This is a genomic window from Sphingopyxis sp. (genome assembly GCF_034380315.1).
Taxonomy (GTDB): Bacteria; Pseudomonadota; Alphaproteobacteria; order Sphingomonadales; family Sphingomonadaceae; genus Sphingopyxis.
This window is the reverse complement of sequence record NZ_JAXMPB010000009.1, coordinates 17,397-37,428: the sequence shown is the minus strand read 5'-3', so window position 1 is coordinate 37,428 and position 20,032 is coordinate 17,397. Positions and strand designations below refer to the sequence as shown.

Below are 20,032 nucleotides of genomic sequence, written 5' to 3'. Positions count from 1 at the left end.
CATGTTTTTGGAGAAATGACATGAAAGGTTCGATGACCCGCCGCCATCTTCTCGGCCTGGTTGCGGCCGGATCCGGAATGGCGCTTGCGGCATGCAATTCGTCCTCGGGTTCGGCTGCTGACCGCGGGAACAGGCGGCCGGCGAGCGAGCCGCTTGCCGGGACGACGAGCGCCGAAACCATGCTCGTCTATCGCGACCCCGAATGCGGCTGCTGCGAGGCCTGGGCAGAGATCGCCCGTGCCGAGGGCTATGCCGTAACCGTGGAGAACCGCGCCGACATGGCTGCCGTGAAGGCGCGATATGGTGTCCCCCGGCAAATGGCGTCCTGCCACACCGCCATAGTCGGCGGCTACGCGATCGAGGGACATGTACCAATGCGGCATGTCGCCAGACTCCTCGACGACCGGCCACGCGACCTTCGCGGTCTCGCCGTACCCGGCATGCCGCGCGGTTCGCCGGGAATGGAAATGCCGGATGGAAGCGTGGACGCATTCGACGTGATGGCATTCGGCGCGGACGGGAAAGCGATGGTTTTCACCGCCTGACCGCTCCGGATGGATTGGGTGGGACCCGACGATGCAAGGCCCGCGCTTTTCGGCGGAGCCCAACCGCTCGCGCGCTTTGCTGGAACAGATATTTGCGCGTTGAGCAGTCTTGCGACTGCTGCATCGCGCTGCGTCGGCCGGCTTGTCTTGTCATTTCGTGAGGAAGCTGGGAGCGGCTTCGCCTCGCTCCTTGCGCGAACGGATCTCTATCCGAAAAAAAATTTTAAAATCGATGAGGGGTAGAGCATTCGGATGCGTATTTAACACATGTTCTGCGCCTAAATTCTGCGGAATAACTAATTGATATGATTCGATAAATTCCTGTTGACCTGTATATACATTTGATGCTCTCTGAGGGGAATCAGCCAACCAACAGGGGGTTTCGCTATGATGATCAGGACATTTTTGCTCGCCAGCGTCGCGGCAGTCGCGGTCTTGGCAACGCCGGCACTTGCGCAGGACGAATCGTCCGCGCCGCCGCCCGTCGCCACCGACGCGCCGAATGGTTCGGACATCGTCGTGACGGGTTCACGCATCCGCCGCCAGGATCTCGCGGGCGTCGGACCTGCCACGGTCGTCTCGGCCGAGCAGATCGAGAATACCGGGATCGTCAACATCGAAACGGTATTGCAGCGCCTTCCCGCCAATGCGGGTTTTGCGGGCAACCAGACCTCGGCCTATTGGACAAGCAACGGCTATGGCACGGCGCAGGTGAACTTGCGCGGGCTTGGCATCAAGCGCACGCTCGTGCTGCTTAATGGTCGCCGTCTCGTGGCGGGCGGCACCGGCGCGAACTCGTCGCCGGACTTGAACATGATCCCGGTCGTCGCGCTGGCGCGTACCGACGTGCTGAAGGACGGCGCGTCGGCAATTTATGGCGCGGACGCGATGGCGGGTGTTGTCAACCTGGTCACCCGGACCGATTATGAAGGTCTTGGCCTGAGCGCGCGCTATGGCATCACGGGCGAGGGCGACGGTTCCGATTTTTCCGCCGACCTGATCTGGGGCATCCGCAATGATCGTGGTGGTGTCATGATCGCCGCGACGTATCAGAAGACCAGCGCGGTCAATATGGCGACGCGCGCGCCCTGTTCGCTCGCTGAGGTCACGCCAGGTTCGCTATCGTGCGTCAACAGTGCCTCGACGATCGGCGGCCGCGCCGTGTTGCCCAACGGGCAACAAATCAACTTCAATCAAACTCCCGGCGGCGATGGCGACTTCTTCGAGCCGTACAGCGCGGCGAAGCATAATTTCAATTCGGCGCCCTTCCTCAACGCGGTCAGCCCGGTCCAGCGCGTCAGCACGGCCTTCTTTGCCGACTATGACCTGACCGACAATATCGAGGCGTTCGGCGAGTTTCTCTATACCTTCCGCAAGTCGAACCAGATTGCGACCCCGGGCACGCTGCGCAACCTGTCGATCGCCGCGAGCAATCCCACCAACCCGACCGGGCAGGACATCGTGCTCATCCAGCGCCGGCTTGCCGAACCAGGGCCGCGTCAGTTCTTCCAGGAAACCGACACCTGGCAGGGCACCTTTGGCCTGCGCGGAAAATTGTCCAACGATTGGGCGTGGGAAGTCGCGGGGGCGTTCGGACGCAACACGGCGATCGACGGATCGACCAACATCGCCAACCTCGAACGCGTTCGCAACTCGATCGACCCGAGCAAGTGCAGCGTGACGGTTGGAGCTGCGATCCCCTGCGCTGACTATCTGGGCGCCGGCGACCTGACCCCCGAGGTTCTCGACTATATCCTTTTCACCTCGCGCGATCGCGGCGGCAACGAACTGGCGACGGTCACCGCCGATCTCAACGGCAGCCTGTTCAACCTGCCAGCTGGCCCCGTCTCCTTTGCGACAGGGGTCGTCTATCGCAAGGAAAAGGGCTGGCGCGATCCCGATCCGCTGACCGTGCTCGGTATTGCCAACACGAACCAGCAGGATCCGATTTAGGGTTCGACCACGGCGAAGGAAGCCTATCTCGAGCTGTCGGTTCCGATCCTCGCGGGCAAGCCTTTCTTCGAGGCGCTGACGCTGGACGGCGCGGTGCGCTATTCGGACTATAATCTGTTCGGCAGCGACTGGAATTACAAGGCTAGCCTCGACTGGATGATCAGCGACAGCTTCCGCCTGCGCGGGACCTATGGCACCGGCTTCCGCATTCCCAACGTGCCCGAACTTTACGGCGGCGTATCGGAAGGCAATCTGACCACCACCGATCCCTGTTCGCGCTATTCGACGAGCGGTAATGCGACGCTGATCGCCAATTGCCAGGCGTCGGGTGTTCCCGCCAACTATGTGCAGCTCGGCACGACGATCCTCACCACGGTCGGCGGCAACGAGAATCTGAAACCCGAAAGCTCGACGACCTGGACCGTCGGCACGGTGATCTCGCCCAAAGGGCTGGTTCCCGGTCTGTCGCTGACCGCCGACTGGTTCGACATCAAGATCAAGGATGCGATTCGCGCCATCCCCGGATCGACCAAGCTGTCGATATGCTATGCGAGCCAGAATCTGTCGCACCCTTTCTGCGACGATTTCACGCGCAGCCCGCTGACGGGCGAAGTGACCTTCCTATCCGCGCAGCCGATCAATACAGGGCGCGAGGAGATGAATGGCCTCGATCTGGGGCTCGTCTATGCGGGCGGCATCGGCAGCGTGAACATCTCGCTCGACGTCAACCTGACTTATCTCAACAAATATGTCGTTCTGCCGTTCCCCGGCGGCGACCCGATCGATTTCGACGGCTTCATCGGCGGCGGCAATGGCGGCTATCCCAAATGGCGCGGCTATGGCGTGCTGACCGCCGAGAAGGATGGCGTCAGCGCCACCTGGTCGACCCAATGGATCGGCAAGGCGACCGACTTCAATGCGGCGCCCGGCGAAATCGGCTACAGCACGCCGAACGTCTTCTACCACAATCTCCAGGTCGCCTTCAAGATTGACGAGAAGACGCGCTTCCAGGTCGGCGTCGACAATGTCTTCGATCGCAAGGCGCCCTATATCCAGAGCTTCACCGATGCGAACACCGACACGATGACCTACGATCTGCTCGGACGGCGCTTCTATGTCGGTTTCCGCACCGCCTTCTGAGGAACCAGGAGATGGCGATACGTTGGCCGCTGCTCGTTCGGCGAACGCATAAATGGCTGGCGCTGGTCGTGGGTGTCCAGGCTTTGCTCTGGACGTTGACCGGCTTCTACATGGTGGTCGTTCACATCGACACCATCCACGGCGATCATCTGGTGCGCTCCCCGGTGGCCCAGCCCTTCGACCTCGATGGCCTCGCAGCGCCGTCGAAGGTCGTCGCGGCCGCGCCGGGGGTGTCCGAAATCCGTCTCCAGCGCTTTTTCGGCCAACCGGTCTGGCGCGCCGAGACCCCTGAAGGCGCGCGCCTGTTCGACGCGCGTTCGGGTGCGCCGCTGCCTGCCCTGACCGAGTCCCAGGTCCGCGAACAGGCACGGCGCATCTACACGGGTGACGGCAAGATCGTTTCGGTGCGACTTTTGACCGAGGCACCTCAGGAAATGCAGGCGCGCAAGCCACCATATTGGCAGGTCGAGTTCGAAGGCTGGAACCGGCCGACGCTCTATCTGTCGCCGGCGACGGGTGAGCTCATCTCGCGCCGCCACGCGCTGTGGCGCGTTTTCGACTTCGCGTGGATGCTGCATATTATGGACTATGACGAGCGGACCGACGTCAACAATCCGCTGCTCCGCGTCGCGACCTGGAGCGCCTTTGCGATGGCGCTCTCCGGCGCTTGGCTGCTGATCTGGTCTTTCAAACGCCGCAAAAGGAAGCAGGCATGAAACGCATCCGGCTGACCCCGCTCTTTTTCCGGCGTATCCATAAATGGGTGGGGCTGATCCTCGGTCTGCAGTTCCTGCTCTGGGCGCTCAGCGGTTCGGTGATGGCGCTGCTCGACAAGGACAAGGTCGGCGGGCACGGCGGCGGCATGTCGCACGCGCACGCGCTGCCCGCCGGCGAATATTTCGATGTCGCCGCCCTGCCGCGCGGCGAACCCGTCACTGGCGTGGTTCTGCGCGATCTCGGTGCGCGGCCGGTCTATGAGGTCCGCGCCGCCGGGGGCACACGCCTTGTCGATGCGACGAGCGGCGAGGATATTCGGGTCGACGAGCAGGTCGCCCGCGATGTCGCGGCGATGATGAACGAGGCGCCGATCCGCAACGTAAGTGTGCTCGCCAAACCCAATCTTGAATCGCGCGACCATGAAGGCGCGATGTGGCGCGTCGATTTCGCGGACGCCGAAAACAGCAGTGCCTATGTTTCGCTCGACACCGCTCGTTTCCTGGTGATGCGTGGCGATACCTGGCGGACATGGGACTTCTTCTGGATGCTCCACAATATGGACTACATCAACCGGAAGAGCTTCAATCATCCGCTGATCATCTTCGTCGCCTTCGGCGTACTCTGGCTTTCCGGAACCGGCTTCTACCTGCTGTTCAAAAGCTTCAGTCGCGCCGATTTCCGCTGGCTACGCCGTCGCAAACCTGTGGTTGTCGCTCGAACCAGCTGATCGGCGTCAATCGTCGATCGAGAAGGCGGCCGACAGTTCGAACCGGGTGCCGGGGTGTGTCAGCCAGGCATGCGACACGAGACGCGACCGGCTCCATGTCCGGCGCGTCATCTGGAGTACCGGCTCGCTCGCGGACAGCCCTAACATGCCACGCATTCGTTCGTCGGGCATCGTCGCACAGACACGGTGCTCGACCCGTTCGAGCGGCGCGATGCACGTCAGATATTCGTTCGGTGTCATCCGTGTGAAGTCGAGCGTGCCATAATCGGGCGCGATCGACGCGAGGACGAAACGCTCCTCGATCTGAATCGGGAATTCGGCCTCGTGATGGACGATGATCGAATGGAATAATTTGGTCCCTACCGAAACTTCGAGCAGCGCCGCCGTGTCGACATTGGCGCGCTCTTCCCGGTTCTGGATCACGCTGGCACGATAGGCATGACCTCGCTCGCGGATTTCCTCGGCGATGTTGCGGATTTCGATCATCTGGCCGATCGGCCTCGGCTCCGCGATGAACGAGCCACTTCCAGCGCGCCGCACGACAACACCGGCAGCCTGTAGCTCGCGGAGAGCACGATTCGCCGTCATGCGCGAAACGTCGAATTGTTGAACTAGTTCTGCTTCCGAGGGAACACGGTCGCCTGGTTGGAGGCGACCATCGCGAACGGCGTCGGAAATACTCTGCTTGATAACAACGTAGCGTGGTGTCGATTCATCACCGGCATGGTCGAGGGAAGGCATTGCCTCTCGGGGCTTGGGCATTGAAACTTTGGGCTTCCGAGTGGGCGAAGGACTCATAGGTCGTCTATACAACTTCACGGTTTCCCAGCTAGTTAAAAGAGAAGGCTGCCAATCGTCGATGTCGCAACGAAATGACGAGCGTCCTTGTCCGCTCGTCGAGCGCAGCGGCGTGCTCCTTTTTTTCAAAGAAACCTGGCTCGGCAAAGGTGGCCGGGGAACATCGCGATGGCAAAATCAGGCCGGCTGCTCCCTGTGTCTGTTTCGTCGACCGGCTCATAGGCTGCTTCTAATATATTGCTGGTCTGGGCGACCACATACCCGCCGGCTGAGAAGCCTATGACACCAATCTTATGGGGACCGATCTTGAGTTCGCCGGCGCGCGAGCGGACCAGGCGGATCGCACGCTGCGCGTCCTGCGGTGCAAGGAGGTGCTTGATGGGCCGCTTTACATTGCCGCTAGCACCAATCCGCGGAGCGGTTTGTGTACCGGCCAATTGAGTTGAGAAGACAGTGAGACTAGTTGGAGGCATGGAGGATATATCGGGCAACGAGCGGCCATCTGTTCGCGCTGGCAGTGCCCGCGAAGTATTTGCGGCCTTCCTGAAGCTCGGGGTGACGTCGTTTGGCGGGCCGATTGCACATCTGGGCTATTTTCGTGACGAGCTTGTCATCCGTCGTCTCTGGATCGACGACAGCGGTTTTGCCGAGTTGCTGGCGCTCTGTCAGTTCCTTCCTGGCCCCGCTTCGAGCCAAGCGGGGTTTGCGCTCGGCCTGATGCGCGCAGGTCCGTTGGGCGGGCTTGCCGCATGGACGGCATTTACATTTCCTTCGGCAGCGCTGATGTTTGGCTTTGCCGCGATGGCCGGCCATCTCGAAGGCGACATGGCGACTGCAGTGCTGCACGGCCTGAAACTTGCCGCAGTTGCCATTGTGGCTCAGGCGCTTTTCGGGATGGCGCGGACCCTTGTGCCCGATTGGTCTCGCCGAACCATCGCTTTGGCCGCGGCGGCGGGGATGCTGGTTCTGGCGTCGCCTGTGACGCAGATCGGATTCATTGCGCTTGGCGCTCTTTCCGGGCTGCTTGTTTGCACGCCGAAAGTCCGGTCCAGCATAGGGAATGGCGGGTGGATTCCGACGCGCAGAGCCAGTTTCCTGATGCTGACGGGGGCTGCCACTATTCTTCTCCTTCTCCCGGTTGCCGGGCGGGGCGGCTCGCTCTTCGAGCTTGCGGGTATTTTCTATCGCGCCGGGGCGCTCGTATTTGGGGGCGGTCACGTCGTTCTGCCGTTGCTCCACGCTGAACTGGTCCCGGGTTTCGTGGACGATACGGCTTTCCTGACCGGTTATGGCGCGGCGCAGGCTCTGCCAGGACCATTGTTCGCACTGTCGGCCTACCTCGGAGCCGTCGGCTCACCGGATGCGCCACTCGCAGGCGGACTGATCGCCATCGTCGCAATTTTTCTGCCAGGGCTGTTGCTCGTCGCGGGCGCGTTGCCGTTTCGCGCGGCGATCGCAAAAAATGCTCGCGCGCAGGCCGCGATCATGGGGGTCAATGCGGTCGTCGTCGGCATTCTGGCGGCCGCGCTTTATGACCCGCTCTGGACGTCCGGCGTAAAATCTTTCGCCGATGCTCTAATAGTGGGCGTCGGATTGCTGATTGTGCTGCGATTTCGCTGCCCTCCGCTCGCGCTCGTTGCCGGGACCGTTGGAGCCGCGCTGGCACTTGCAGTCATATAGTTGCGATACATAATCTCGGACGCGAATCTAGCGCGAACAAGCTCGGAGATGAAATAATGGGGATGGCGCATCCCTGCGGTACGAATGGCGGTTGATGGCTGCTCGGCATTTTACCCAGCTGTGCCGGCATCATCAGGTCTCGCAAAAGATGCGAGATTTGCCGCCGGACCAGATGATTTTGCGCTGGATCTATCGCTCCCTGTAATCGGGCAGCAACGGCGCGTCTGCGGCAATCGGATGCCGCTCGAGATCCACTATCAATGCCTTCATCTCATCAATTTCCCGAACCTGCGCCTCGATGATGCCATCGGCGAGCTTGCGGACCCTGGGATCGCGAATCTTCGCCCGTTCGCTGGTCATGATGGCGATCGAATGATGCGGGATCATCGCCTTCATGTAGGAAACATCGTCGACGGTTTGCTGGCTGCGAACGAGCCATAACGAGGTTGCGAAGACGATCAGGCTGGCGGCCACGATGATCGCATTCATTCGGCGGTTATTGTACATCGACCACATGAAGCCAAGCATGATGATGGCCATCACGGCGCCCATATAGACCGCCATCCAAGCTCTCGTCTGGCTGTAGTAAATATGATCGAGCGCGTAGCTGTTCAGATACATCAGGCCGAACATGACAATGGTCGACGTCGCGATCATCGCCGCAAACCGGCCGTAGCTCGATCCATGCTTTTTCATGTCGCCGTTCATGGCTCTTGCTCCTTTCGTATGATGCGGCAAAGCAATTCCGATTGCGGGTTATGGAATGAATGCCGGACGACCGAACTCTGTTCCCTTTCGGCGATCATTCTTCACCGCGAGTCGCGTCCTGGTGGGCCAGTTCTCGATCCGCGAAGTTCTTCCAAATGCTGACCGATCTTGCCGGATTCCAGTCTGAACACTGACGGATGGCTAGTGGCCAATGGCTGTGATCCTGGCGCATCTTGTTTACAACGAGAGGGGTGACCAAGTAAGCGTGGTCAGGAAGCCGCCATCGATTAGCTGTCGCGGGATTTAGCGTCGGCGTAGGCGGCTCTTCCCTGTGCTCGTCGCTTGGCGAGCTTCGCCATGCGTGCGTTGATCTCGTCGGCGCCGATATCGGTGGGATCGAAGACGCCGCCATACCATTGCACCATGGATGCGCGCTCGGGATGGCGCGGCTTGGCCATGGCATTGAGGAACTCTTCAAACCCCGGGGTTCCGCCGACATCTTCGGGCGGGGCTCGTCGTTCGCCATCGACGAAGCGCGGGTAATCGATGCCGGGGATGGCGGGTGTGATCTCTTCGATCTCGATACGATGTCGCCAGTTGTCCCCGAAATCATAGGTGTAGGTGAAGCTGGTGATGCCGCGCTCGACGAGCTTGCCGATGCGCATATTGGCGGCATCGCGGGTGCGGACCATGAAAGCGTCATCATCATCGAAGCGGATGCCATAGGCGGCATCGCCGACGTCGAAACGGAACAGATGGTAGTTCTCGAAGAGCATGCAGGCCTGGATCGCGAGGTGCAGGGTCTTGAGGCTGTTGGTGACGGGAAGTTCGACACGGCGCCAGATGGCGGGCTTCATGTCTTCGAGCGTGATGCGAATCCGTGCGATCTGGTCGGTCATGCCGCCATGCTGACGGGTGCGCTTTGCGCTGTCCAGTTCCACGGCATGAGCTCGTCCCAGCGGGAGGCGGGCCAGCCCGATGCGATCTTCTCGATGACATCGGCGATATAGGCCTGCGGCTCGACGCCGTTGAGCTTGGCTGTCTCGATGACCGAGTAGGTGGCAGCGGCGCGTTCGCCGCCAGCCTTCGATCCGGCGAACAGCCAGTTCTTGCGGCCGATCGCGATGGCGCGGATCGCGCGCTCGGCGATATTGTTGTCGATCTCCGCGATGCCGTCATCGATGTAGCGGGTGAGCGCATCCCAACGCTTGCGGCCATAGGCAAGCGCCTTCGCCATCGCCGACTTGGGCGACAGACGACGCAGGGCGTCGTCGATCGCGCCGCGAAGCGCATCGATCTGCGGCCTGGCTTGCTCCTGTCGTTGTCGGCGCCGGATATCGGGCGGCTGGCCGCGCACATCCTCTTCGATCCGGTAGAGCCCGGCGATACGTGTCAGCAGGTCGGTGGTAAGCGGCGTCGGGCTCGTCTGGTGGCACTCGAAGATCTTGCGGCGAAAGTGTGCCCAGCAGGCGACCTCGCGGATGCGGTTGCCTTCATAGAGCTTCTCATATCCGGCATAGCCGTCGGCCTGGAGAAGGCCGGTGAACGATCTGAGCTCGCTCTGCGGATGGATGCCGCTGCGATCAGGGGTGAACCGATACCAGGCGAGTGCCGGGGTTGCGGCGCCCGATGCGCGGTCATCGACGACATAGGCCCAGAGCCGTGCCTGCGCGGTGCGGCCCTTGCCGGGCACGAGCATCGGCACCGGCGTGTCGTCAGTGTGCAGCTTGGCGGCCTTCAGCCCTTCTTCGCGGATGCGGCTGACGATCGGGTCGAGCAGATGCGCGGCCTGGCCCGCCCAGCCGGCGAGGGTGGAGCGATCGATGTCGATACCCTGCGCTGCCATCATCTCTGCCTGGCGGTAAAGCGGGAGATGATGATCGAACTTGTTCACGACGACATGGGCGAGCGTGGCAAAGCTCGCCTTACCGCGTGTTATCGCCTTCGCTGGCGCCGGTGCCTGGACGATCTTCTCACAGGCGCGGCAGCTATACTTGGGCCGCACGGTGCGGATGACGCGCCACTGGATCGGGGCGACGTCGAGTTGCTCGTCGCGGTCATCGCCCAACGGACGCAGCGCGCCGCCGCAATCGGGACAGGTGCAACTGCCGGCCTCGGGCTCGATCCGCCGTTCCGCGCGCAGCAGATGATCGGGCAAGGCGCGCACCGGCGATACCCGCTCGGCGGGCACCCTGTCGGTCGTTCGGCTATCCGCGACCTCGGCTTCGCCTTCGAGTTCTTCGAGAGCGAGCTCGAGCTGTTCGATCTGCAGCGCGAGCTTCTCCGACGACTGGCCGAAGGTCATGCGTCGGAGCTGGGCAAGCTGGTGCCGCAGGGTATCGATCAGCGTATCGCGGGCCGCGAGAGCGGCTTCGAGTTCGGCGATCCGGGCGTCCTTGTCGATGCTGGAAGAGGCTGGTTCCGACACCCCGGACGCCTAGCAAAAGCGGCGCCGCGATGCCAGTAGAACCCTCACTAATCCGCCACTTTTTACCCTGCAAGCAGGGGCGCCGCGGTGCGTTCGGGACGCCGCCAGTCGATGCCCTCAAGCAGCATCGAAAGCTGCGCCGCGGTGAGGCTGACTTTGCCCGCCTTGGTGATCGGCCAGATGAACCGGCCCCGGTCCATGCGCTTCGAGAACAGGCACAGGCCCTGGCCGTCATACCAGAGCAGCTTGACCAGATCGCCGCGCTTGCCGCGGAACGCGAACAGCGCGCCCGAGTGCGGACTCTTCTCCAGCACCTGCTGCACCAGCACCGCGAGACCATCGAACCCCTTGCGCATGTCGGTGGCGCCGCAGGCCAGATAAATGCGCGTTGTCGGTGGTAACGGGATCATCGGGCAAGGACGGACAACACCCGTGCCAGCGCATCGGCATCAACCGCCGCGTCGACGGTGAGCCGCACGCCTGACGGCAGCTCGATCCCGATCTGGCCGCTGCCTGCCGTCGCGGTGGCCGGCGCCGACACCTCGACCTCGGCGAACGATGGCACCGGCGTGCGCTTCGCTCCCGTCAAATCACCCGCCAGTGCTTGCCGGCGCCACGTATAGAGCATCCCGCTGCCGACCGCGTGTCGCTGGCACGTCGCCGAGACCGAGCCGTCAGGGCCGAACGCCTCGCGCAGGATCGACAGCTTCTGATCCACCGACCAGCGACGACGCCCGCCCACGACCGCGATCCGACTGCTCATATGATCACTCATATGACCGGTCGTAAGAGCACTCGCTCCCGTCGCCGCGATATCCTCGTTCATCACCGCTCCTCGCAAAGAGCGGCTATCAGCACCGCGCAGCAGCTTCCTGCAAGGCGGCCTTCAGGACACGCTTACGTGACCAATGAGTAAGGGCATTTATCTCATTCGAGGAGTCGGCGGCGGACCTGCTCCTTTTCAGCGTGGCGTTTACGCTGCCAGATCAGTGGTTCGAAGCATTGCTGCGCCGCGACGGAGCAGGCGATCGATTTCGTTCGACGTCCGCTGCACAGCCAACTTCAGAGCTTCGTCGATGTGGACATAGTCTTGCGTGACATTCTGCGACGCATGGCCGAGCATGGCGCGGATCGTAAGTTCGGAAAAACCAAGATCGCCGGCGACGCTGCCGAACGTGTGCCGAAGCGTATGCGGAGTGACGCCCTTTATTCCCGCAAGACCGCAAACCCGTTTGAGGCATTCGCTAACGGCGGTGAAGGGCCCGCTTCCCACTGCCGATGGAAACGTGTGGGGATTGCCGGCAATGCCGGCTTGCGCGACGAGTACTCGGATCGCGGCAGGCCCGATGGCGCGAATTTGCGCGCCGCCTTTCGTGTCCGGAAAGGCCACATATCCACGATCTGCATGTAGCCAGTCGTGATGCATAGCCTGCGCTTCCTGTCGGCGATATCCGGTCAGCAGCAAGGTTCGCAACACGCCGAGCGCAACCGGATTCTCGCCATTGATCTCGGCATAGGCAATCGCCTTCCCGAGCAATTCGAGTTCCGTGACGCTAAGCCGACGCGTCTTCTTTTTTCCGGCGAGTTTCCTCGCGCCATGGGTCGGGTGAACCTCCAGCAGGCCCTTGTGCTTGGCGTGCCCGATGATGGCCTGGAGCGTGCCAACGCACCGCCCGGCAACACCAGGGCCACCGGTCGCTTTTCCGCCACGCCCCCCGGTTCGCGGCTTCGCCGTCTTTCCGTTCTTTACGTCCGTCTGCATCTGCTCGACATCCGCTATCTTCAGATGCTTGACCACGCGCTTTCCAAGCAAGGGAATGATGTGGGTCCGAATACGACTCTCGTCCATGTCGAGCGATGAAGACTTGATGGGAAGGTTCTTCCGGCCGAGGATATTTCCGGCGCGAGCTTCGGTGAGATACCAGTCGCACATCTCTGCGACCGTCATCGCGTTGCGCGACTGACGAGCCTCATCGGCCGGATCCTGCCCGACTATGACGGCGGCCAGCTTGAGCCGGGCGAGATCGCGCGCCTGTTCGACCGTAAGAACGCCAAAGCGACCGAGGTTCATCCGGCGCTGAATGCCCTCTGCATTGCGATACTGAACGATGAACGTCTTCAGGCCCGAGGGAAGGACGCGTAGCCCGAATCCTTTGATCTCGGTGTCCCAATAGATGAGCTGCTTCGAGGCCGGCGAAATGACCGCGTCGATCGTGCGTTTTGTCAACTTGCTCGTCGGCATGCTCTCAATCCTCTTGCTGACAAAATCTCGAATCGAGGCATTGTCAGCAAATTGTCAGCGCTGTACGGCGTTTCAGCGGCTAGGCTAGGATAGGGCGCCGCAGCGATAATCTCAAGAAAATAAGCAATTATAGGGCGGTAGCGTAGAAAAAGAAGAAGTCGAAGCGAATCGCGTTCAAGTTGCCAAGGTTGGGGTCGAGGGTTCGAATCCCTTCGCCCGCTCCAAAAACTTCAAGAAAATCAGTGGGTTATACAAGGTCGCGAAAGCGGCCTTCTTTCATTTTTGGGCTGGGCTACAACCGGGCTACAACGCATTCCAAGGTATGAGCGAGCCGGAGTCCCCAAAGTCGTTCATCGGAGCAGTGCGGTAGCATCGGCGAAGGGCTGGTTAAGCCCCGGCTTTCACGCTCCTTCGTGATACCGAACCGTCGTTGACATTGCTTCGACCAGTGACCGTAAAGCGCCTCCGATTATCTCACCATACCCCTGATCTTGCGCGGGATCGCCGCCCACGGGGCCTCTCCAATGGCTTGTCTGGTCGAGGTCCACCCATCTTCCCGCAACGGCATCGAACGGATTTTTCCGCCGCCGGACAAGCCGACTTTGCATCGCGAAACAAAAAAGCCGTCCGCCGCCGTCTGCCACTTCGTTCCGCCCTTCGGGTGCGGGCCGGTCGTCCCTCGTCCGGGTGACAGCCATCGAGGCCGCGATGGGCGCGGTCCCGAAGCAAGAAAGGACTAACGACATGATCTGCGGAAACTTCAAGGCAACCGATCGCGGCTTCCACGGTGAAATCCGGTTTTTCGGCACCAGCGAAAAGGTGGAAATCCTCCGGGTCGACGACAAGGCGAGCGACAAGTCGCCCGACTATCGCATCGTTGCCGCCGACGATGAGAGCATCGAGTTCGGTGTCGGCTGGCTCAAGTCCGCCAGGGACGGAAAGCCTTACGCTTCATTCAATCTCAATCCGGTCCTAGCGCCGGACGTTCATCTTCGGCTTGTCTCGACCAAGGTAACCGGCAAGTTCGAGTTGAAAGTCGACTGATCGCGAGAGCGTCCCGTCAGTAAGGCGGGGCGCTCTCAATTTTCGACAAAGGATCTGCGCCGGGTGAAACCGTATCGGCCGTCGTGATCTGGCGGGACCGATCGAAAGCGAGATCGGCCTTGGGGCCGCGCCGGCGCCATGCGGCAGCTTCCTGTGCGTCGCCATGACGGCGTGATCGTCGCCAGGGACAGCCTCCATGTGGTCTTGCGCACTGTAGACCGGATGGCAGATTTTTCGGGCTTTGCCGGGAGCGTCATCTCTCCCGTCCTGCCTGCGTGACCGCCCCTCGCGGCCTCTCTCGTGGCTGTTCTGACCGGGGCCACCTGTCGGCGCAACGGCGCCGGGCCGCTTTTTTCCGCCGTGCTGGCGCGCTTTGCATCGCGAAGCAAAAAAGCGGCCCTTCGGCCGTCCGATGGCCGCAAGCCCACCCCGCCGCGCGAGCGCGACAGGAACCCCGAGCCAGCGGTGCGCCGCCGAATGTTCCCGGTCCCTGAACCGCCACGAGACCGCATGGAGCGGTCCCGAAGCAGGAAAGGACGAACAAGATGCTCGAATATCTCCGCACGGTGCTGGCCGAATTTGCGATTACCACCGTCAACGTCACAACGCTGGACGATATGTATGAGGCGGCCACCCTTGTCGCCGTCGATCGCTTCGGGATCGTCCTTGCGGTCAAGCACAGGCATGTAGCCATTTGCCTTCCATGGAACACTGTCTTTGAGATCGAGATCGAGGAATAACCGGCAGACTGCAAGAGCGTCTCGCCAGCGATGGCGGGGCGCTTTCTTCTTTCATAAAGCAGCGTGCGCCATCGACCGTCGTGTCGGCCCGGTGGCCGAGCCGGTATCCCGGCGATCATTTTCTTGAGTGGGAATCAGGGCGCTCCGCCCCCGCTCCCCAGCAACAACAATCGGCCGGACCGGGTTGGCGCCAGGGCGCCCGTCCGCACCACTCCGGCAGATTCTTGCTGCCCCCCACACCCCCGGCTGCTCGACGCGAAGGCAGGAGCGATGGCCCAGCCATCGCCCTGCTGGCGATTTGAAGAAAGGAAAGCAGTCATGGACAATATCAGGCACGGCGACGGTGGCAGCGCCCAATACTGGCAGGAGCGCCGCGAAGCCTTCTCGATTTCGAGGATGTGTCGGCTGAGCGTAGCTTGTTTGATATTCATGTTCCGCGCCGCCCGGCTGAAACTGCCCGCTTCGGCCGCCGCAAGCAGGTAGCGTAGCTGGCGTAGTTCGATCATACCTCAACTCACTTCGTTCACATCCAGTCCGCGCAAATGGATCAAGCTGGCAACGCGATTGGTTCGAAGCCTTAGTTTACCGCGAAAGGCCGCTCGGGCACGCTGTGACCGACCTTCAGGCCTTCTCCTCTCCCGCTCTTGACGTTCATGAAGTTTGCCCCTCGGCGGTTCCCTCTTGCGGTTGGTATACGAAAAAGATAGAAAGTAATAAATTACTTTCTTTTGAAGGCGCGAACAATGAATGGGCGTTCCAAACATCTTCCCGCTGACGAGCGACGGGCGGCGACCGTGGAGGCGGTGGTCGACCTGGCCGCGGAACAGAACCCGAGCGACATCACAACGACGGCCATCGCCCAGCGGATGGGTCTGACCCAGGGCGCTCTCTTCCGCCACTTCCCGACCAAGGACGCCATCCTGCAGGCGGTCATGTCCTGGGTGACCGAGCGGTTGCTCGCCCGCGTGGACAAGGCGATCGAAGAAGCCGCCTCTCCGGCTGCCGCGCTTGAGGCGGTTTTCATGACGCATATCGATTTCGTGTCTGACCACCCCGGTGTGCCGCGAATGCTGTTCGGGGAGTTGCAGCGACCGGGCGAGACGCTTCCCAAGCGCATGGCCCAGACCCTGATCCGCCATTATGGCGAACGGCTGCATACCCTGCTCGACGCCGGAAAGGCACGGGGCGAACTGCATGCGGACCTCGATCCGGAAGCCGCGGCCACCCTGTTCATCGGCACGGTCCAGGGCCTGGTCATGCAATCCATGCTGGCGGGCGATGTGACCCGCATCCGCAGCGATGCGCCCGGCGTGTTCGCCATCTATCTGCGCGGCGTCGGAGCATCATCATGAAGAACATCCGCCTGTCCGGCACGACAAAGCGGATCCTGATCATTGCGGCCGTCATCGCGATCATCGGTGCTGGATGGCTGTGGATGCAGCGGGGCAGCCGCGACGGCGACGCCCTCAATCTGTACGGCAATGTCGATATTCGGGAGGTGCAATTGGCCTTCCGCCAGTCCGGCCGCGTCGCGCAGATGCTGTTCGATGAAGGCGATCATGTCGAGCCGGGCGCACATATGGCGACTCTCGACGCGCAGCCGTTCGAGGAAGCGCTCGCGGCCGCCGACGCCGCCGTAGCGGTCGCACAGGCAGACCTCGACAAACTGCGCCGCGGGCTGCGGCCGCAGGAGATTGCGCAGGCGCAGGAGGCCCTCAATCAGGCCCTGGCCGTCGCCAGGGACACGGAGCGTAATTTTGATCGGCAGAGCCAGTTGCTCGCGTCGGGAGCCGCCAGTCAAAAGACGGTCGATGCCGCGCGCACTGCGCGCGATCAGGCCGCCGCCAGTGTCAAAGCGGCCCGGGCCGCGCATTCGCAAGCCACCGAAGGGTTTCGCAAGGAAGACATCGCGGCCGGGCAAGCCCGCCTCGCCGCCGCACAGGCAGCACGGGCTCAAGCCGCCACCGCTCTTGCCGACACGGTTCTGCTTGCACCCGGCACCGGCACAATCATCGCACGGGTGCGCGAACCCGGCAGCATGGTTGTCAGCCAAAGCCCGGTCTATAGCCTCAGCCTTGATGCACCGGTTTATGTCCGCGCCTATGTCGGCGAACCGGATCTGGGGCGCATCGCGCCCGGAATGCGGGTGCGCGTTCGCAGCGACTCGTCCGACAAGACCTATCAAGGCCAGATCGGGTTCATATCACCGCGGGCGGAGTTCACGCCAAAAACGGTAGAAACCACCGATCTGCGCACGGATCTGGTCTATCGCCTGCGGATCGTGGTCACCAATGCCGATGCTGCGCTGCGTCAGGGCATGCCGGTAACGATCGAGGTCGAAGCCGGACAAGCCACCGGCGCGCGCGCCAAAGGCCGCTGACGTGCCGCCCGCCACCGCGCCACAGGAGCAAAATGGCGATGTCGCGGTCGTCATCGACAGGTTGAGCAAGCATTTCGGCAGTGCGCCTGCGTTACAGGATCTCAGCGCGCAGATAAGCTATGGCCGACTGACCGGGCTGGTCGGGCCGGACGGCGCGGGCAAGACCACCCTGATGCGTATCCTGACAGGACTGCTGGTGCCGAACAGCGGCCACGCCACGGTAGCGGGCTTCGATGTGGCGGACGACAATGACGCCATCCATGTTGCGACAGGCTACATGCCGCAACGCTTCGGGCTCTACGAAGACCTGTCGGTCATGGAGAATATGCGCCTCTATGCACAGCTGCGCGGCATGGATGCCGATGGGCACACCGACCTGTTTGCCCAATTGCTCGACTTCACGCGCCTTGCCCCTTTTACCGGACGCCTGGCGGGCAAGCTCTCCGGCGGCATGAAGCAGAAGCTGGGCCTCGCCTGCGCGTTGATGGCCCGGCCTGCCGTCCTGCTGCTCGACGAACCGGGCGTCGGCGTCGATCCGGTCAGCCGTCAGGACCTGTGGCGCATGGTGCAGGCGCTGACCGACGAAGGGATGGCCGTGGTCTGGTCGACTGCCTATCTCGACGAAGCCGAACGCTGCGACAATGTGCTGCTGCTCAACGAAGGGCAGCTCGCTTATGACGGACCGCCCGGAGAGCTGACCGCGCGCCTTACAAGCCGGAGCTTTCGGCTGGAACAGGTCGGCGAGCGGCGGCGGGCCGTGCTAGCCGAAGTGCTCAGCCTGGACAGTGTCGGCGACGGGGTGATCCAGGGCGCCGGCGTCCGCGTGGTGCTGCGCGCCGATGCGGGAACCGAGCAAATTAGCGCGCTCGCCGATCGGGTCGGCGCGCAACTGAAAGCGGTGCCTGCCCGCTTCGAGGATGCCTTCATTGATCTTCTGGGCGGCGGTCCGGGCGGCACATCGGCGCTTGCCGAAGGGATGCCGCCGGTCGAACTGGCTTCAGACGTTGCCGTCTCCTGCCGCGATCTGACCAAGCGTTTCGGCGATTTCACCGCCACCGACATGGTGAGCTTCGAGGTCCGCAAGGGCGAGATATTCGGTCTGCTCGGGCCGAACGGCGCCGGCAAATCGACTACCTTCAAGATGCTGTGCGGCCTGCTCAAACCCACCAGCGGCGAAGCGCAGGTGGTGGGGCTGGACCTGCGCCGGGCGACCGGTGCTGCCAAAGGCCAGCTTGGCTATATGGCGCAGAAATTCTCGCTCTATGGCCTGCTGTCCGTGCGGCAGAACCTGGAGTTCTCCGCGGGCGTCTATGGCCTGAAAGGCGCCGCGCGGCAGGCGCGGATCGACGAGATGATCGACATCTTCGGGCTGCAACCCTGGCTGTCGGCGGCGCCGGAGTCCCTGCCGCTCGGGGTCAGGCAACGTCTGGCGCTGGCCTGCGCGGTGATGCACCGCCCGCCCGTGCTGTTCCTGGATGAACCGACTTCGGGCGTCGATCCCATCACGCGCCGCGAATTCTGGACCCATATCAACGGCCTTGCCCGCAAGGGGGTGACGGTGATGGTCACCACCCACTTCATGGACGAGGCGGAATATTGTGATCGGGTGGCGATGCTCTATCGCGCCCGGCTGATCGCGCTCGACACGCCGGACGCCCTCAAACGCGGCGCGGTCAGCGATCTCCGGCCGGACCCGACCATGGAAGACGCCTTCATTCATCTGGTCGAAGCCGAGGACCGCGCTGACGAAGCCCGCAGCGGAGTTGCCGCATGAACGGCGCGGGCGGATTGCGAACGGACCTTCAAGCCATGCGCCGCTTCGATCCGAAGCGCCTTTGGGCGCTGGTGTTCAAGGAAAGCCTGCAGGCGATGCGCGATCCGTCCACGCTGCTGATCGCCTTCGCCCTTCCGGTCGTGTTGCTGCTGCTGTTTTCCTATGCGGTGTCGCTCGACGTGCGCGCGGTGCGCATCGGTGTCGTGCAGGAATCGCAGTCTGCTTCGGCGCAATCGCTGGCCGCCGCCTTCGCCGGCACCCGTTATCTGGACGTCACCTTCGCCCATGACCGGCGCGAGGTCGCCGACCGGGTTGTCTCGGGCGACTTGCGCGGATTGGTGGTGATCCCGCAGGATTTCGAGCAGCGCCTGGCTGATCGCGGCACGCGACCTCTGGTGCAGATCATCGCCGACGGTTCGCAGCCCAATACCGCCAACTATGTCACCAACTATGCGCAGGGCGTGGTGCAGACCTGGCGGGGCGGGCTTGATGGCGAGACGCCACGCTCGGTCGTCACGATGGAGCCGCGCTACTGGTTCAACGCCGAACTGGAAAGCCGCCGCGCGCTGGTGCCCGGCGCCATCGCCATTGTCATGACCATCATCGGCACCATGCTGACCGCGCTGGTGGTGGCGCGCGAATGGGAACGCGGCACGATGGAAGCGGTGCTCTCCACCCCCGCATCGGTCGCGGAAATCCTGATCGGCAAGCTCCTGCCCTATTTTGCGCTCGGCATGCTGGCCACGCTCGGTGCGACCGCGCTGGCGGTCTTCGTGTTCGGCGTGCCGCTGCGCGGATCGCTGGCGGCGCTCCTGCTGCTTTCGGCCACCTTCATGGTGCCGGCGCTGGGTCAGGGACTGCTGATTTCGTCTGTCACCCGCAACCAGTTCCTGGCCGCGCAGATCGCCTTGTTCTCCGGCTTTCTGCCGGCCTTCATGCTGTCGGGCTTTCTCTATGAGATCGACGCGATGCCCGCGCCGATCCGGGCCATCACCTGGGCGATACCGGCGCGTTATTTCGTGTCTTCGCTGAAAACCGTCTTTCTGACCGGAGACATCTGGGCCGTCTTCGTGCCGAACCTGTTGGCGATGGGCGCAATCGGCATCCTGTTTTTCCTTCTGGCAAAGCGCGCCACGCGCAAGAACCTGGAGTGAGC

At 62.5% G+C, this 20,032-nt stretch carries 20 protein-coding genes and 1 pseudogene; 12 read left to right on the top strand and 9 right to left on the bottom strand.

Annotation, left to right across the window (positions count from 1 at the left end):
- Positions 1-20 precede the first annotated feature (20 nt).
- The 5 genes from U0S50_RS15275 to U0S50_RS15255 all read left to right on the top strand — a co-directional run bounded on the left by U0S50_RS15275 (position 21) and on the right by U0S50_RS15255 (position 5,082).
- Complete coding sequence (locus U0S50_RS15275; RefSeq protein WP_217373012.1) at positions 21-545, top strand: DUF411 domain-containing protein; 525 nt, start codon at positions 21-23, stop codon at positions 543-545.
- Between the two features lie 387 nt (positions 546-932).
- Positions 933-2,498 (top strand): TonB-dependent receptor plug domain-containing protein, encoded by a 1,566-nt coding sequence (locus U0S50_RS15270; RefSeq protein WP_322309573.1) that lies wholly within the window; start codon positions 933-935, stop codon positions 2,496-2,498.
- Between the two features lie 33 nt (positions 2,499-2,531).
- On the top strand, positions 2,532-3,638 hold the full coding sequence (locus tag U0S50_RS15265) for a TonB-dependent receptor domain-containing protein (protein ID WP_322309659.1): 1,107 nt from the start codon (positions 2,532-2,534) through the stop codon (positions 3,636-3,638).
- An 11-nt stretch (positions 3,639-3,649) separates the two neighbouring features.
- Positions 3,650-4,354: a PepSY domain-containing protein gene (locus tag U0S50_RS15260; RefSeq protein ID WP_003046351.1), complete on the top strand. Its 705-nt coding sequence runs from the start codon at positions 3,650-3,652 to the stop codon at positions 4,352-4,354.
- Positions 4,351-5,082, top strand: a complete 732-nt coding sequence (locus tag U0S50_RS15255; protein ID WP_003046347.1) for a PepSY domain-containing protein — start codon at positions 4,351-4,353, stop codon at positions 5,080-5,082. Before U0S50_RS15260 ends, U0S50_RS15255 begins: the two co-directional genes overlap by 4 nt.
- A gap of 6 nt (positions 5,083-5,088) precedes the next feature.
- On the opposite strand, the gene hutC is transcribed toward U0S50_RS15255, so the two are convergent.
- Together hutC and U0S50_RS18540 are read right to left on the bottom strand one after the other, a co-directional pair.
- Positions 5,089-5,823 (bottom strand): histidine utilization repressor, encoded by a 735-nt coding sequence (hutC, locus tag U0S50_RS15250; protein ID WP_217373014.1) that lies wholly within the window; start codon positions 5,821-5,823, stop codon positions 5,089-5,091.
- 182 nt (positions 5,824-6,005) lie between these two features.
- Complete coding sequence (locus U0S50_RS18540) at positions 6,006-6,353, bottom strand: alpha/beta hydrolase (protein WP_353745131.1); 348 nt, start codon at positions 6,351-6,353, stop codon at positions 6,006-6,008.
- Between U0S50_RS18540 and chrA the strand changes: the two genes are divergently transcribed.
- The gene (chrA, locus tag U0S50_RS15245; RefSeq protein WP_322309572.1) at positions 6,334-7,560 is read left to right on the top strand and encodes a chromate efflux transporter; all 1,227 of its coding nucleotides are present in this window, start codon (positions 6,334-6,336) and stop codon (positions 7,558-7,560) included. The genes U0S50_RS18540 and chrA overlap by 20 nt on opposite strands.
- Positions 7,561-7,749: 189 nt before the next feature.
- Here chrA and U0S50_RS15240 read toward each other — a convergent pair whose 3' ends face one another.
- The 6 genes from U0S50_RS15240 to U0S50_RS15215 all read right to left on the bottom strand — a co-directional run bounded on the left by U0S50_RS15240 (position 7,750) and on the right by U0S50_RS15215 (position 12,938).
- Entirely contained in the window at positions 7,750-8,268 is a 519-nt protein-coding gene (locus U0S50_RS15240) for a DUF305 domain-containing protein (protein WP_322309571.1), read from the bottom strand.
- Positions 8,269-8,555: 287 nt separating this feature from the next.
- Complete coding sequence (locus U0S50_RS15235; RefSeq protein ID WP_037555259.1) at positions 8,556-9,167, bottom strand: plasmid pRiA4b ORF-3 family protein; 612 nt, start codon at positions 9,165-9,167, stop codon at positions 8,556-8,558.
- Entirely contained in the window at positions 9,164-10,696 is a 1,533-nt protein-coding gene (gene tnpC / locus U0S50_RS15230; protein WP_322309570.1) for an IS66 family transposase, read from the bottom strand. Before tnpC ends, U0S50_RS15235 begins: the two co-directional genes overlap by 4 nt.
- Before the next feature lie 62 nt (positions 10,697-10,758).
- Complete coding sequence (tnpB, locus tag U0S50_RS15225; protein ID WP_137754517.1) at positions 10,759-11,106, bottom strand: IS66 family insertion sequence element accessory protein TnpB; 348 nt, start codon at positions 11,104-11,106, stop codon at positions 10,759-10,761.
- Positions 11,103-11,522, bottom strand: coding sequence for an IS66-like element accessory protein TnpA (gene tnpA / locus U0S50_RS15220; RefSeq protein ID WP_322309569.1), 420 nt, complete (start codon positions 11,520-11,522; stop codon positions 11,103-11,105). The genes tnpB and tnpA overlap by 4 nt, the downstream gene beginning before the upstream one ends.
- 147 nt (positions 11,523-11,669) lie before the next feature.
- Positions 11,670-12,938, bottom strand: a complete 1,269-nt coding sequence (locus U0S50_RS15215; protein WP_286750525.1) for a tyrosine-type recombinase/integrase — start codon at positions 12,936-12,938, stop codon at positions 11,670-11,672.
- A gap of 744 nt (positions 12,939-13,682) precedes the next feature.
- Here U0S50_RS15215 and U0S50_RS15210 point away from each other — a divergent pair.
- The gene (locus tag U0S50_RS15210) at positions 13,683-13,982 is read left to right on the top strand and encodes a DUF736 domain-containing protein (RefSeq protein WP_067113525.1); all 300 of its coding nucleotides are present in this window, start codon (positions 13,683-13,685) and stop codon (positions 13,980-13,982) included.
- 545 nt (positions 13,983-14,527) lie between these two features.
- Entirely contained in the window at positions 14,528-14,722 is a 195-nt protein-coding gene (locus U0S50_RS15205; protein WP_067113527.1) for a hypothetical protein, read from the top strand.
- A gap of 380 nt (positions 14,723-15,102) precedes the next feature.
- Here the strand turns inward: U0S50_RS15205 and U0S50_RS15200 are convergent.
- Positions 15,103-15,228, bottom strand: a pseudogene (locus U0S50_RS15200) (LysR family transcriptional regulator); the annotation flags it as partial.
- 237 nt (positions 15,229-15,465) lie between these two features.
- Here U0S50_RS15200 and U0S50_RS15195 point away from each other — a divergent pair.
- From U0S50_RS15195 to U0S50_RS15180, 4 genes are read left to right on the top strand one after another with little or no spacing between them, the layout of a single operon-like run.
- Entirely contained in the window at positions 15,466-16,074 is a 609-nt protein-coding gene (locus U0S50_RS15195; protein WP_067113536.1) for a TetR/AcrR family transcriptional regulator, read from the top strand.
- On the top strand, positions 16,071-17,102 hold the full coding sequence (gene hlyD, locus U0S50_RS15190) for a secretion protein HlyD (protein WP_067113539.1): 1,032 nt from the start codon (positions 16,071-16,073) through the stop codon (positions 17,100-17,102). The genes U0S50_RS15195 and hlyD overlap by 4 nt, the downstream gene beginning before the upstream one ends.
- A gap of 1 nt (position 17,103) precedes the next feature.
- A complete protein-coding gene (locus U0S50_RS15185; protein ID WP_067113542.1) occupies positions 17,104-18,876 on the top strand; it encodes an ATP-binding cassette domain-containing protein in 1,773 nt (590 codons plus the stop codon).
- Positions 18,873-20,030, top strand: coding sequence for an ABC transporter permease (locus U0S50_RS15180; protein ID WP_322309568.1), 1,158 nt, complete (start codon positions 18,873-18,875; stop codon positions 20,028-20,030). The genes U0S50_RS15185 and U0S50_RS15180 overlap by 4 nt, the downstream gene beginning before the upstream one ends.
- Positions 20,031-20,032: the final 2 nt, after the last annotated feature.

Excerpts from the sequence above, each read along its gene's own strand:
- U0S50_RS15240 (WP_322309571.1), bottom strand. The coding sequence starts at position 8,268 with ATGAACGGCGACATGAAAAAGCATGGATCGAGCTACGGCCGGTTTGCG.
- U0S50_RS15210 (WP_067113525.1), top strand. The coding sequence starts at position 13,683 with ATGATCTGCGGAAACTTCAAGGCAACCGATCGCGGCTTCCACGGTGAA.
- hlyD (WP_067113539.1), top strand. The coding sequence starts at position 16,071 with ATGAAGAACATCCGCCTGTCCGGCACGACAAAGCGGATCCTGATCATT.
- U0S50_RS15180 (WP_322309568.1), top strand. The coding sequence starts at position 18,873 with ATGAACGGCGCGGGCGGATTGCGAACGGACCTTCAAGCCATGCGCCGC.
- tnpB (WP_137754517.1), bottom strand. The coding sequence starts at position 11,106 with ATGATCCCGTTACCACCGACAACGCGCATTTATCTGGCCTGCGGCGCC.
- U0S50_RS15205 (WP_067113527.1), top strand. The coding sequence starts at position 14,528 with ATGCTCGAATATCTCCGCACGGTGCTGGCCGAATTTGCGATTACCACC.
- U0S50_RS15270 (WP_322309573.1), top strand. The coding sequence starts at position 933 with ATGATGATCAGGACATTTTTGCTCGCCAGCGTCGCGGCAGTCGCGGTC.
- U0S50_RS18540 (WP_353745131.1), bottom strand. The coding sequence starts at position 6,353 with ATGCCTCCAACTAGTCTCACTGTCTTCTCAACTCAATTGGCCGGTACA.
- U0S50_RS15235 (WP_037555259.1), bottom strand. The coding sequence starts at position 9,167 with ATGACCGACCAGATCGCACGGATTCGCATCACGCTCGAAGACATGAAG.
- U0S50_RS15260 (WP_003046351.1), top strand. The coding sequence starts at position 3,650 with ATGGCGATACGTTGGCCGCTGCTCGTTCGGCGAACGCATAAATGGCTG.
- U0S50_RS15195 (WP_067113536.1), top strand. The coding sequence starts at position 15,466 with ATGAATGGGCGTTCCAAACATCTTCCCGCTGACGAGCGACGGGCGGCG.
- U0S50_RS15255 (WP_003046347.1), top strand. The coding sequence starts at position 4,351 with ATGAAACGCATCCGGCTGACCCCGCTCTTTTTCCGGCGTATCCATAAA.
- hutC (WP_217373014.1), bottom strand. The coding sequence starts at position 5,823 with ATGCCTTCCCTCGACCATGCCGGTGATGAATCGACACCACGCTACGTT.
- tnpA (WP_322309569.1), bottom strand. The coding sequence starts at position 11,522 with ATGAACGAGGATATCGCGGCGACGGGAGCGAGTGCTCTTACGACCGGT.
- U0S50_RS15275 (WP_217373012.1), top strand. The coding sequence starts at position 21 with ATGAAAGGTTCGATGACCCGCCGCCATCTTCTCGGCCTGGTTGCGGCC.
- U0S50_RS15215 (WP_286750525.1), bottom strand. The coding sequence starts at position 12,938 with ATGCCGACGAGCAAGTTGACAAAACGCACGATCGACGCGGTCATTTCG.